This window comes from Fulvivirga ligni, assembly GCF_021389935.1.
GTDB classification, from domain to species: Bacteria; Bacteroidota; Bacteroidia; order Cytophagales; family Cyclobacteriaceae; genus Fulvivirga; species Fulvivirga ligni.
Map to the genome: position 1 here is coordinate 1029138 of NZ_CP089979.1, position 12120 is coordinate 1041257.

Genomic DNA, 12120 nt, shown 5'->3' on the forward strand with positions numbered 1-12120 from the left:
ATTATTCCTGAGGTCTCTGGCCGGTCAGGTCAGATGAATAGGTCAAGAAGGTGAAAATTTTCATATTTGCTGGATAGGATTTCACTTATTCATTGCTTTTTGAAGACATTATATAAAATACTATTTTGTTATGTCCTATATTTCCAGACCCAAGAGTTAGCGAATGAGAAAAGGTTTTAATATCCTGACATATGTAATAATCGGATTTCTTATTTTGATATCCATTTTCAATTTCCAATATCAGCTGGCCACAGGTCCGTTCATGGGTGGGATTTTCTACTTTCTAATTTTGCTTTGTGGACTCATCTTCAGCATTATTTTCATTTTTGTGAACAGGAAAACTGGTATGCGAACTATGTTGCCAGTTGCAGGATTAATTCTGAGCTTATTCATTTCCTTTGGCGGACTCAACTTAGGAATATCTTATAAACTATTCTACTTGTTAAATAAATCTGACTTTCAAAAGCTCGAATCTCAGTTAAAAAAACATCCTAATTTGAAGGAAATGACTGATATGCTGAGGTACTCAAAACGCATCAACTCTAAATACCTAGGTAATTATGAAGATTACCGAACGAAACAAGAACTTGAATCTGCATTTGGAGACTACTTAAACTCGTCTGGTATCGATGTGAACTTAGTTTACGATATCAGAAAGCGAATGGAATACCTGAACGTGATAAGCCTAACTAATTCTGAACAAAGTCTTTGCCTAACTGTGGATGGTATGATTGACAATGAATACGGATTCATCAAATTCTACGGGAAAGTACCTGAACTCGGTGAAGGAATTGAGCCCTTCGGGTTCACACTTATCAACCTAATTCATGTAGGAGATAACTGGTATTTTTTCGCAACGACCTGAAGACTGGTCATAACAGAGGAGGATGGAGCATGGTCTTGTTTAGTCATTTAACTGCAATTTAAAAAGCTCCCACTAAACGAATAAATAGATCTTTCCTTTCGTCAAGATGACAGATGGAAAAAAAACAGTCCATAGACAGTCTGCTTCTTTAAAATCCCCCACCAACCCCACCTTTTACAACCCCCTCAATTAAAAATCAACCATTTCCTTAACAATTATGAAACTAATATATTATATTCACGTTTGTTAAGTAAATTAAAATCAGGATGAAAGAACCTTCTTTAGGTGAATTTGAAGAATTAGTGTTACTCATGGTGGCCGCTCTCCATGATGAAGCTTATGGTGTATCCATTCTTGAAAACCTCGAAACCAAGCTTGATAAACGGGTCAATATCAGCGCTATACATGTGGCTTTAAAGCGCATGGAAGAAAAAGGTTTCGTACAGTCAAGATATGGAGGCATTACTAATGATCGTGGGGGCAGAAGGAAGAAGTTCTATGTGATCACTGCCTTTGGTAAGAAAATGCTGGATCAGCAGTATGCCTTGCGTACTGATCTTTATCAGCAGATTCCTAACATTTCTTTTAGCTAAATGCACGCGTCTCCCCCAAAATATGCTTTAAAATTTCTTCGGTGGTTTTGTAGAGAAGACTACCTGGAAGAAGTTGAGGGTGATTTGCTGGAATTATTCGAGCTCAACACTGCAAAGCATCCGCATGCAGCAAAAAGGAAGTTTACCTGGAGTGTTGTACGCTACTTTCGCCCTGAGTTTATGAAGCTATTTTCAAGTCGAAACTCAAATTATATCAACATGCAACAACACAATCTAAAAATCACTTATCGTACCTTTCTGAGGTACAAAAGCTCTTTTTTAATTAACCTTTTTGGTCTGGCTACAGGACTTACCTGTGCTATTCTTATTTTTCTTTGGGTGAATGATGAGCTCAATATCGATAAATTTCATAAACATGATAAGCAGCTGTATCATGTCATGCTTAATCATGAAGAAGATGGTAAAATACGTACAGATACCAGCACACCAGGGCTGTTAGCAGATGCCTTGAAAGAGGAAGTGCCTGAAATAGAGATGGCCGTGGAGGATAGTGATCCTCTTTGGTTTGGAGAGAATTTCTCCCTGCATTATGGGGATCAGTTTTATAAATCATCAGGCAAATTTGCAGGCACAAATTATTTTGAAATGTACTCTTACCCCATGGCGGAAGGGCAACCGGAATCAGCCTTAACGGATAAAAAATCAGTGGTAATTTCAGAGTCTCTGGCTGAAAGGTTATTTGGTAGCTCCAGAGATGTGCTAGGTAAAACCGTAGAGTGGAAACTCTTGCATTTTACAGCTCAGGCAAAGATAACAGGTGTTTTCAAAGACATTCCTAATAACTCTACCCAGCAGTTCGATTTTGTTTTGCCATACGATGTATTCAAGGATATTTTAGGAGATGGACTGCACTGGGGTAATTATAATACCTATACCTCTGTACTGATTGCGCCGGGTGTAGATGTAGATGAGTTAAATAAAAAGCTCGCTGGTTTTATTAAAAGCAAAAGTGAAGGCAGCAATGTGTCTCCCATGTTAGTGCAGTTCTCAGATCTATATCTTAACGGTAAATTTGAAAATGGAAAGCAGGCAGGAGGTAGAATTATGTATGTCAGGCTTTTTGCCGTGGTAGGTATCTTCGTTTTGGTCATTGCTTGTATCAATTTTATGAATTTAAGCACGGCCAGAGCATCTCGTAGGTTAAAGGAAATAGGTGTAAAAAAATCTTTAGGAGCAGGCAGAAGGACACTTGTAGTACAATATTTAAGCGAGGCTTTATTAATGTCCTTTTTAGGCTTAATCTGTGCCATTGCCCTAACTTATGCCTTGTTGCCACAGTTTAATAATATCACTGGCAAATCACTTTCGCTGGAGCTTAATGCACCAATAATTATTGGGTTAGTATCTATTGTAACTTTTACTGGTCTGGTGGCAGGAAGTTATCCTGCACTCTTTTTATCGGGCTTTAAACCCATCAATATTTTCAGAGGCAAGTTTAAAGGTTCCAGCACTGAGGCCTGGACCCGAAAAGGTCTGGTGGTATTCCAGTTTGTCCTTTCCATTGTAATGGTGGTTTCAGTGCTCATCGTTTATAAGCAAATTGATTTTGCGCTTAACAAAAATATCGGCTATGATCGTGATGGGGTAATTATGGTGCCGATGGAGGGCAAGGCACTAGAAAATATTGATGGCTATCTCAGTCGTTTGAATGATGTGCCTGGTGTAATGCACGTTTCGGCAAGCACCCATTCATTCACACAAAATGGATCTTACACTACGGGCGTCAACTGGCCTGGCAAGGCTGATGGTACCATTATCAAGTTTGAGCAGTCTAGAGTGTACAATGACATACAAGGCGTACTTGGTTTTGATTTAGTTGAGGGCCGAAGTTTCTCTAAAGAATTTGCTGATGAAGAGTCCAAGATTATGTTTAATGAAGCAGCAATTAAAGCCATGGGGCTTGAAGATCCTATTGGTACCAAAGTAGTGATGTGGGGTGAGGAAAAGGAGATAATCGGTGTGATGAAAGACTTCAACTACTCCAGCCTGCATACCAAGGTTGAGCCGCTGTTGTTTCATTTTAAAACAGACTTTTTACCCAATATCCTTATCAAAATCGATTCCCATGATCCCAGTCAGGTGCTTTCCAGTTTAAAGAGCTGGTATAAAGAAAATAACCCTGGTTATACCTTTGACTATACCTTTTTGGACAGCTCTTATGAGGCTCAGTATAAAGCGGAAGAAAGGGTGTCATTACTGGCTCGGTATTTTGCGGGGGTAGCTATAATCATTTCTTGTCTTGGTCTATTCGCGCTGGCAGCATTTACTGCCGAAAGAAGACAGAAGGAAGTAGGGATTAGAAAGATTTTAGGAGCAGGCCACGTCACTATTGTCAGGTTGCTCACTGCTGATTTTACGAAGATGGTATTGCTAGCCATTGTCATTGGCATACCTATCAGTTACTACCTCGCGCAAGCATGGTTGCAGAATTTTGCTTACCACATAGAGTTGGAATGGTGGTATTTTGCTATCTCGGGGCTAGCTGCTATGCTAATCGCTTGGTTTACAGTGGCCTTTCAAACTATTAAAGCCGCCGCTTTAAATCCGGTTAAGAGCCTAAAAGACGAATAAATGAATATCCTCAGAAACTGAATTTGCGGTTTCTGAGGATATTTTTTATTACTGTAGCTCGTAAAGTAACCCAGGTCCATCACAAGCAGACCAAGAGCTGTTTAAAGTGCTTTCTGATTGAAAATAAAGTAATTCTTTGTTGTCTCCAGTGCAGTTGCCGATCAATTCACTGTCTTCGTCAAAAGTGAGTTCAAAATATTTTTCACTGCCCTTTTCCACTTTTTCATAGGTTCCTTTGGCTTGTCTGGTTTGGCCGTTCTGGGTGCGTACCTTTGTGAAAGTTTTATCTTTATTAAAGGAGTAAGATTCTTGATATTCCATATCACTGCCAGTTCTTTCTGAACCTTGCATATTTCCACTCATTTTGGTCAGCTTCCAGTTCATGGCGGAGTCATCAGAGAGTTTTTCTTGATCTTCATTTACGCCTGTAGAGTCGCAAGACACATTCATAATTAATATGGCAAATATGAATAGTAGGCTTTTAAGGTATTTCATAATTTATAATGGTTAAGTTATATGTCTATGACACGCGTCTACCCCTCAAAGTTGTAAAGCTTCCTTAAATAGATGCTACTGAACCACCATCTATTCTGAAATTAGATCCAGTTATAAATGATGCTTTTTCAGAGGCTAAGAATGCCACCAACCCAGCTGTTTCTTCTATTTCTCCCGCGCGTTCTAAAACTATGTTAGGACGTTTGTTTTTAAGGAAATTTTCTTCCGCTTCTTTCTCAGAAATCCCTTGATTGTCGGCCTGTCCTTTGAGCATATTTTCTACCAGCGGTGTCTTTATAAAGGCAGGAGATACCGTGTTTACCAGTATTCCGTCTTTACCAAGTACTTTTGAAAGTGTCTTAGTAAGGTTATTTAATGCACCCTTTGTTACATTATAGTGTGGCATGTCCGGATCTGGCTGTTCTCCATTTTCAGAAGAGATATTGATTATTCGGCCCCATTGCTTTTGCTGCATGATAGGCACTACTTTTCTTACCAAAGTCACCACAGAGAAAACATTAAGTTCAAAGATATTTCTCCACTGATCTGTGCTCAGCTCCATGAAAGATAGTGGCTCACCAATGGTTCCGGCATTGTTTACCAAAATGTCAATCCTACCAAAGCGTTCGTGAGAAGTATGAATCAGATTATCAATTTGCTGCTCATCAGTAAGGTCTGCTATTACAGAAAGCACCTCAACATTAAACTTATCCAGGTCCATTACAGCCTGTGAAAGTTCTGCCTTATCTCTTGCACAAATAATGATGTTACAGCCCTCTTTGGCCAGCTCTATAGCTATCCCTTTACCTATGCCCTTGCTAGCACCAGTAACCAGCGCCACCTTGTTTTTTAAATTCAAATCCATGACTCTAACTTTTCCGTATTTTTAATGTATTTGTCAGCTGGCTGGCATTGAATATGAAACAATACAATGACCTGACCAGTTAATACTCTGAGATATTAACACTTATAATATGAAGCTTGTTTTTAAAATTTCGTCAATATTCTTTTTGCTCATAGCTTTTGGCTGCGGAGCAAAAACTGAAAATGCAGAATCTCAACAAACCACACCGGCAGTAAAGGAGATAAGCCCTGAAATAGCGGCCAAATTGGATACAGCCTATTTCGCAGGAGGCTGTTTTTGGTGTATAGAAGCCATATTTGAAAGGGTAAAGGGTGTGGAAGAAGCGGTGTCTGGATATAGTGGTGGTGATAAACCCAATCCAACTTATCATGAGGTGAGTTACGGTAAAACAAATTATGCCGAATCAGTAATGGTGCTTTTTGATCCTGAGGTGGTATCATTTAAAACTCTTGTGACCATCTTCTTTGGCTCTATAGATCCCACTCAGCTGAATAGACAAGGGCCTGATGTAGGCAAGCAATATCGTTCTGCTGTTTTTTATAAAGATGCTGAACAGAAAAAAGTAGCTACCGAGGTAAAAAACGCTCTGAATGAATCCGACTATGACGGTAAGATAGTTACTGAGATAACCCGTTTCAAATCTTTTTATGATGCGGAAGATTATCATCAGGGATATTATGACTTGCACCCTAATGATCCTTACATCAGAAGCGTGTCAAAACCTAAAGTAGAAAAGTTTAAAAAGCACTTTAAAGAATATTTGAAGGCTAAGTAATTAGTCTTCAATGATTATGGTTTTATCAGAAAAGTGAGTCTTAATTTGTTCACAGATTTCGGGCCAAGAGGGTGTTATCAACTTAGTAGCGCTTAATGTAAAATCATTGATGAATTTTGTGGTGTCTATGTTAATTTCTGTTTTTGAGATACGAATGTTAATGATAGTCTCTTTTGTGATTACCAAACTATCGCTATTAAGATGAAATATTCCATTTTCAGTAATTGTGTAATTCTGGAATCTTGAAGTCTTAAAAATTAGATAGAGACTGCCCAAAAGAAATAGAAGGCTGATTAGTATCCAGTATATTTTCCCTATTATAGAAAGAAAGACTATAATATTAGTAATGGAGAGTGCGGAATAGGATGCATAATCCCATTTTAGTTGATTAGTTCTAATAAGATTAGCTTGCTGGGTAATTTTTTTATTAAGCTTGATACTTTGAGATAAAGTGATTATAAATATAACCGGCGAGGCAGATATTAAAAATAAAAGCGAGAAATCCATGCACGAAAGATACGAGGATGAGATAAAAAACAAAAGGCTGCCCATAGGGCAGCCTTTTGTTTTTTATGCTTCGGTTAGCCTTAAGTATGGCTTTACTTTTTCGTTATTCGGCCATCTCTTATCGGCATCTTCATCAGATACCGACGGTGAAATCACCACTCTCTCTCCGTGCTTCCAGTTAGCAGGGGTTGCAAGCTGCTGATTAGCAGTTAGCTGCAAGCTGTCAATAACTCGAAGAAGCTCGTCAAAATTTCTACCTGTAGACGCTGGATAAGTTAATAATAGTTTCAACTTCTTATCTGGCCCTATAATGTATACAGACCTAACAGTGGCTTTATCAGAAGCATTTGGGTGCATCATACCATAAAGATTAGCTACTGTTTTGTCAGGGTCAGCTATAATAGGGAAGTTCACAGTGCACTGCTGGGTTTCATTGATGTCTTTTACCCATTCATGGTGTGAATCAATGCCATCTACGCTGATAGCAATCATTTTTACATTTCTTTTATCAAATTGTGGCTTGTATTTGGCTGCTGTACCTAGTTCTGTGGTACAAACAGGTGTGAAATCTGCTGGGTGCGAAAATAAAATGCCCCAGGAGTCTCCTAAATATTCATAGAGGCTCAGTTGGCCTTCTGTAGTATCGGCTGTAAAGTCAGGGGCTACATCGCCCAATTTTAAATCTGCCATAGTGTTTATTGTTAGGTTAACGTTTTGCAATAAAGTCTCAGTTTTTGAGACACTTTAAATATTAACGAGGCAGAAAATTCTATGTTGAGTTTTTTTAAGATATTATTCATAAAGCAGAAAAGCAGCCCCTTGTGAGGGCTGCCTTTCAAATTATTCGACCTAAACTGATTTTTATTCGATTGTAATATCCCAGGTTAAATCCACATCTGTATCACCATCTGCAGTGGTTGTAGTGGATGATTTTAAACCAGGCTGATGTTTTAATACCGTTCTGAACGTGCCGCTAACTGCATCTGAAGTAGTCCATTTTGTGGTTAATCCTATTGGTAATCCATTGTTATCTTCATCTTCATAGTTCATAGGATCATTTCTTTGTCCTGCACCTATGTTGCCATCACCTTGTGGGTTGCCAAAAAGACCTAAATCCCAACCAAAAAAGAACATATGGGCATCGCTCTCTTCTTCTACTTCTTCTGTAATGTCTTCATCTTCATCTCCTACTGTGTTCTTCAGAGAAATACTCATTTCATACTCCGTGTTGGCAGCCAAAACGATCTCATCTGTTTCTCCAGCTTGAGTTCCATCTCCATCAGGATCATAGAAGGTAGCTGTAACGGTTTCTCCTCCTTGGGTGGGAGTGAATGTTAAAGTTACTTCGTTGATCACTTCTTCTTCGTTTTCTGGGGCCGGGGCTTCATCATCTCCACATGATGCAAGGATGAAACTAAGTCCGGCAAAGAGCATTAATAAGCTATTAAATTTTCTCATGTTATATATCTTTTCTTGTTTGGTTTTACAAAGCTGAAACAAAAAACTCTAAAATGCAACATTGTTGCATTTAAATTTACATGAGTGGTTCTTTACATCTATCTGGGGTTATTATTGACTAAAATTTATATTTCGCGCTCAAAAGAAAGTTGATTCCAGGCTCATCAGCATAGTAGCGCATGCTGTTAGTGTAGTCTCTGTAGGTGCTATTCAAAAGGTTCTTTACTCTTGCCCCTATAATGAACTTCTTTATAGTAATATTGGCGTGAGCGTTTAGCAATAAGTAGCCATCCGGAGCTTTCATAAAGTCAAAACTGCTGGATCTGTCTTGAAAAAGAGGTTCATCATTTTCATAAGCCTCCTGAATTTGATCTACCGTGATTGCTCCAGGGGTGTTGGTTTGCTTAAAAATGTAAGAGGCTTCCAGGCCTGCATTTAGGTGGGGAAGCTTACCTATCTTTTTGTCAAAAGTCACTGCATAGCTCACCTTTTGAGAAGGAATGCCAACAAAGAAAGTGTCATGGGTTATGTCTTTAGCTTTTAAATAGGAGGCTTGTAGCTGAGAGGAAAGAAACGAATTATGGTTATAGATGTAAGTGGCATCAACTCCATACAGTAGGGCATTAGTTTGGTCGTGCACATAATACGTAAATGGCCCTCTCACCGACTGAAGAATACCTGCCGGTTTAGTGTAAATATAATTAGCTATATAGTTTACATAAGGACTTATTTCAAATCTGGTTTTGCCCTTGTTTAGGGAGTAGGTGGATAGCCATTTAAAAGAGGTTTCATTGCTTATGGGTTTATTGTCTTGATTTAAAACATCACTGGAGCTAATATATTGGCCATTATCATCTATTTCCCATCTCCAAAAACCAAATTCATATATGGTTTCATGCTTTCCAAAGCTGTATAGTTCAGCTACATTTGGAGGTCTCCAGGCTGTGCCTATACTAGATTGGAATCTTCCGTTGCTTCCTATTGAAGTGCCTATGCCAACTAAGCCGGTAACGCTATTATAGCTTAGGTTTTGGCTATAAATGTCATTGTTTGGTTTTCTGCCTATAACATCATTCTGTTGGTAATCATACCGAATGCCTAGTTCCAGTGTAAAATCATTAAATGTTTTAGATTCGGCCATGTACGCTCCAATCCTTGAGCTGGTATAGTTGGGTACAAAAGGTACGGTGTTGGTGCCCGGTATATTATTATTGTCCTGATACATGAATTGTCCGCCAATGCTTCCTTCCCACCCTGATACCTCCGGATGGATCCATTCAGCGTCGAACGTATGTGTATAAAGTTCTAGATTAATGGATGGTATTTTATTGTTGTTTGATTTTCGAACATCATATTCCTGCCTTTTATTTATCTGCAAACCATATTCTAATTTTAACTGACTGCCATTGAAATTGATCAATGATTTAACAGTGGCTGCATCATGGCTCACCTCCTGGTGTGGGTTATTTATATCATAGCTAAAATCCTTGGTGTAAAATGGAATCGGAGCTTTCAGCGCGGAGTCCAAATCATCCAAATTTCCTGTTACCGAACCTCTTAATATTCCTAGTTTTTGTTGTACATGGCAATAGTTAAGCTGTAGGTCCCAGTTTTTCTTATGGTACCTAGCGCCCAGTAGATAGCTGAGCTCCTGAGCTCCTGTGTTAGTGAGCATGTAATCCGGTGCTTTCAAATCTCCCTGATTTCTACTTGAAACCTGAGCTAGCCAAGCCCATTTTTTATACCCCTGTTGTAGGAGTAGGTTGCTGCTTAGCGAGCGACCATTAGTGGCTGCTTCTAGGCCTGCCTCTCCATGTAGGTGGTTTGTGAGTAAATCCATTTTAGGCGGATCAAGAATAATGACACCTCCCATGGCACCGGGGCCATATTTAATAGCTGCAGCCCCTTTAACCAAAGTGATATTTTCTATTTGGCTTAGGTCTATTTCCGGAGCATGGTCGTTGCCCCAGGTTTGTCCTTCATGCCTTAATCCATTGTTAATAATTAAAATTCTATTACCATATAGGCCATGAATAATAGGCTTAACTATGTTGGAGCCCGTTTTCATGGTAGAAACTCCGGTTATTCGGCCAAGAGCGTCACCCAGGCTTTCATTCTTTACTAAGTCTAGTTCTTTTTTGGATAGCTGCGATTGGGAAACGGTGGTTAATCCTGTTTGCTCTTCTTCTCCTTCCACCACAATACTTTCTAAAATCATATCATCTGGTGCAAGCTGTACATTCATGTGCGGATGGAAAAGATCATGATGGTGGGTTACACTTTTATAGCCAATATGTGATACTATAATGTCGAACTCCTGCTCACAAAGATTTTCTAATACAAAATGACCGTTCTCATCGGTTAAAACACCCTTCTGAGTTCCCTTTATCTGAATAGTGGCGAAGGGGATAGGCTCATTACTTTGTGCATCTGATATAACACCATCAAAAGAACAGTTACAGCCTGTGGTGCAGTCCTTTGATTGGCCGAAGGACAGGGTAGAAATCAATACCAGAACTAGTGCTTTTAATAGATTAATCTTTCTCATCGCAAGTGTCAACAAAATACCTGCAACAAAGTTGCATACACTAAAGCGAAATAGGTATACCTTTCAAAAATTATTTGAACCTTTTGCAACAAAATCGAGGCAGAGGCATTTACTATTGCATGAATTTGCACTTACAAATGCTCTAATTATGATTAAACCGAACAAATTATATCAGTCATTACTGCTGGGAATGGTATTCATCAGCTGTATAAATTGCTCACCCCAGGTGACTACTTCGACGTCATCTTCTCCGGAGCAGCAGCTGGCCAATCAGCTCACCTCTGGCGTTCTGTGGTATCAGCAGTCAGCTGAGATGACCGCCAGCTATTTACAGGCTTACCACTATGCTGAGCTTATGGTAGGTAGCAAACTAGATACCATGGAGCTCACTCTTCCACCAGCAGTGGTTCTGGATATTGATGAAACCGTTTTGGATAATAGCCCTTATGAGGTGAAACTCATTGAGGAAGGAAAGCAGTATTCTTCTGAATCATGGAAAGCGTGGACAGAAGAAAGCAGAGCCGAGGCACTACCTGGAGCTTTAGAGTTTGTGGAGTTTGCAAAGTCAAAAGGTGTGGAGGTGTTTTATATCTCTAATAGAAAAGAACCGGAATTGCAGTCCACTATCCAGAACTTGCAAGCGCTAAATTTTCCTAATGCAGATAATAATCATGTGATCCTAAGATCTGGTACTAGCGACAAGACTGAAAGAAGAAGTTTGGTAGCCTCAGATTATACCATAATCCTATTTATTGGAGATAATCTTACTGACTATTCTCAATTATTCGCTGACAGAGGTAGTGATTTAGGTAAAGATTTAGTGTTAGAAAATAAAGAAGAGCTTCTTAATAATTTCATAATGCTTCCTAACCCTATGTACGGTGAATGGGAAGGTGCCATTTATGGAAATAATTATAGTATTACTACAGAAAGTAAGATAGAAAAGAGAAAGAAAGTGATGAAGAAGTAATTCTATTCATCAACCATTTCAGAAAACTTAAATTTCTGAATGATATAATGGAGGAAGTTGAATGAAACTACAGAATCAGGATCTTCCTCCTCAGTAGTTGTTTTTTCTGCCGGAGCAGGATTTTCTTTTGGCTTGGTTAAAGTAGCAGCAGCAGCTTTAGAAGGTGTTGCTTTTTTAACTTCTGAAGTTTGGGGCTTTTTGCTTTCTTTTTCGTTCTCAGTGGGAGTAGTTGTGGTTCTGGTTACATTATGACGAGTCCTTGAAGACCCTGAACCAGAGGTATATGATCTTTCGCCGCCGGCTGTAGTCAGCTCACTTGGGGCAGGTTCTGTACCCCCGGCTTCAAACATAAAACCGCCTTCCTGTGCCATGGCAGGCATGATGCTCACACCGCAGAACATTGAAAGTACAAGTATGTAATTGAACGACTTTAGTTTCATAAGAGCATTAAA

11 protein-coding genes are annotated in these 12120 nt (G+C 39.2%); 5 read left to right on the top strand and 6 right to left on the bottom strand.

What is annotated here, in order from left to right; genetic code table 11:
- Window positions 1-163 precede the first annotated feature (163 nt).
- The 3 genes from LVD16_RS04585 (at window position 164) to LVD16_RS04595 (ending at window position 4050) form a co-directional block, all read left to right on the top strand.
- Window positions 164-865 carry a hypothetical protein gene (locus LVD16_RS04585; RefSeq protein WP_233772533.1) on the top strand — a complete coding sequence of 234 codons (702 nt, stop codon included), beginning with the start codon at window positions 164-166 and terminating at the stop codon, window positions 863-865.
- Window positions 866-1131: 266 nt separating this feature from the next.
- Window positions 1132-1458 carry a PadR family transcriptional regulator gene (locus tag LVD16_RS04590; protein WP_233772535.1) on the top strand — a complete coding sequence of 109 codons (327 nt, stop codon included), beginning with the start codon at window positions 1132-1134 and terminating at the stop codon, window positions 1456-1458.
- Window positions 1459-4050: an ABC transporter permease gene (locus LVD16_RS04595; protein WP_233772537.1), complete on the top strand. Its 2592-nt coding sequence runs from the start codon at window positions 1459-1461 to the stop codon at window positions 4048-4050.
- Between the two features lie 48 nt (window positions 4051-4098).
- Here LVD16_RS04595 and LVD16_RS04600 read toward each other — a convergent pair whose 3' ends face one another.
- The gene (locus LVD16_RS04600; RefSeq protein WP_233772539.1) at window positions 4099-4545 is read right to left on the bottom strand and encodes a hypothetical protein; all 447 of its coding nucleotides are present in this window, start codon (window positions 4543-4545) and stop codon (window positions 4099-4101) included.
- A 64-nt stretch (window positions 4546-4609) separates the two neighbouring features.
- The gene (locus tag LVD16_RS04605; RefSeq protein ID WP_233772540.1) at window positions 4610-5410 is read right to left on the bottom strand and encodes an SDR family NAD(P)-dependent oxidoreductase; all 801 of its coding nucleotides are present in this window, start codon (window positions 5408-5410) and stop codon (window positions 4610-4612) included.
- A 109-nt stretch (window positions 5411-5519) separates the two neighbouring features.
- Here LVD16_RS04605 and msrA point away from each other — a divergent pair, with 109 nt between their 5' ends.
- A complete protein-coding gene (gene msrA, locus LVD16_RS04610) occupies window positions 5520-6185 on the top strand; it encodes a peptide-methionine (S)-S-oxide reductase MsrA (RefSeq protein WP_233772542.1) in 666 nt (221 codons plus the stop codon).
- Window positions 6186-6755: 570 nt separating this feature from the next.
- On the opposite strand, the gene LVD16_RS04615 is transcribed toward msrA, so the two are convergent.
- The 3 genes from LVD16_RS04615 to LVD16_RS04625 all read right to left on the bottom strand — a co-directional run bounded on the left by LVD16_RS04615 (window position 6756) and on the right by LVD16_RS04625 (window position 10698).
- Window positions 6756-7382 carry a peroxiredoxin gene (locus LVD16_RS04615; protein WP_233772544.1) on the bottom strand — a complete coding sequence of 209 codons (627 nt, stop codon included), beginning with the start codon at window positions 7380-7382 and terminating at the stop codon, window positions 6756-6758.
- Between the two features lie 171 nt (window positions 7383-7553).
- A complete protein-coding gene (locus LVD16_RS04620; RefSeq protein WP_233772546.1) occupies window positions 7554-8150 on the bottom strand; it encodes a hypothetical protein in 597 nt (198 codons plus the stop codon).
- Between the two features lie 118 nt (window positions 8151-8268).
- Window positions 8269-10698 (bottom strand): TonB-dependent receptor, encoded by a 2430-nt coding sequence (locus tag LVD16_RS04625; protein WP_233772547.1) that lies wholly within the window; start codon window positions 10696-10698, stop codon window positions 8269-8271.
- A 148-nt stretch (window positions 10699-10846) separates the two neighbouring features.
- Here LVD16_RS04625 and LVD16_RS04630 point away from each other — a divergent pair, with 148 nt between their 5' ends.
- Window positions 10847-11668 (top strand): 5'-nucleotidase, lipoprotein e(P4) family, encoded by an 822-nt coding sequence (locus LVD16_RS04630; RefSeq protein WP_233772550.1) that lies wholly within the window; start codon window positions 10847-10849, stop codon window positions 11666-11668.
- 2 nt (window positions 11669-11670) lie between these two features.
- Here the strand turns inward: LVD16_RS04630 and LVD16_RS04635 are convergent, their stop codons facing one another.
- Window positions 11671-12108, bottom strand: coding sequence for a hypothetical protein (locus LVD16_RS04635; protein WP_233772552.1), 438 nt, complete (start codon window positions 12106-12108; stop codon window positions 11671-11673).
- Between the last annotated feature and the right edge of the window lie 12 nt (window positions 12109-12120).

Excerpts from the sequence above, each read along its gene's own strand:
- LVD16_RS04595 (WP_233772537.1), top strand. The coding sequence starts at position 1,459 with ATGCACGCGTCTCCCCCAAAATATGCTTTAAAATTTCTTCGGTGGTTT.
- LVD16_RS04630 (WP_233772550.1), top strand. The coding sequence starts at position 10,847 with ATGATTAAACCGAACAAATTATATCAGTCATTACTGCTGGGAATGGTA.
- LVD16_RS04615 (WP_233772544.1), bottom strand. The coding sequence starts at position 7,382 with ATGGCAGATTTAAAATTGGGCGATGTAGCCCCTGACTTTACAGCCGAT.
- LVD16_RS04605 (WP_233772540.1), bottom strand. The coding sequence starts at position 5,410 with ATGGATTTGAATTTAAAAAACAAGGTGGCGCTGGTTACTGGTGCTAGC.
- LVD16_RS04585 (WP_233772533.1), top strand. The coding sequence starts at position 164 with ATGAGAAAAGGTTTTAATATCCTGACATATGTAATAATCGGATTTCTT.
- LVD16_RS04625 (WP_233772547.1), bottom strand. The coding sequence starts at position 10,698 with ATGAGAAAGATTAATCTATTAAAAGCACTAGTTCTGGTATTGATTTCT.
- msrA (WP_233772542.1), top strand. The coding sequence starts at position 5,520 with ATGAAGCTTGTTTTTAAAATTTCGTCAATATTCTTTTTGCTCATAGCT.
- LVD16_RS04620 (WP_233772546.1), bottom strand. The coding sequence starts at position 8,150 with ATGAGAAAATTTAATAGCTTATTAATGCTCTTTGCCGGACTTAGTTTC.
- LVD16_RS04600 (WP_233772539.1), bottom strand. The coding sequence starts at position 4,545 with ATGAAATACCTTAAAAGCCTACTATTCATATTTGCCATATTAATTATG.
- LVD16_RS04635 (WP_233772552.1), bottom strand. The coding sequence starts at position 12,108 with ATGAAACTAAAGTCGTTCAATTACATACTTGTACTTTCAATGTTCTGC.
- LVD16_RS04590 (WP_233772535.1), top strand. The coding sequence starts at position 1,132 with ATGAAAGAACCTTCTTTAGGTGAATTTGAAGAATTAGTGTTACTCATG.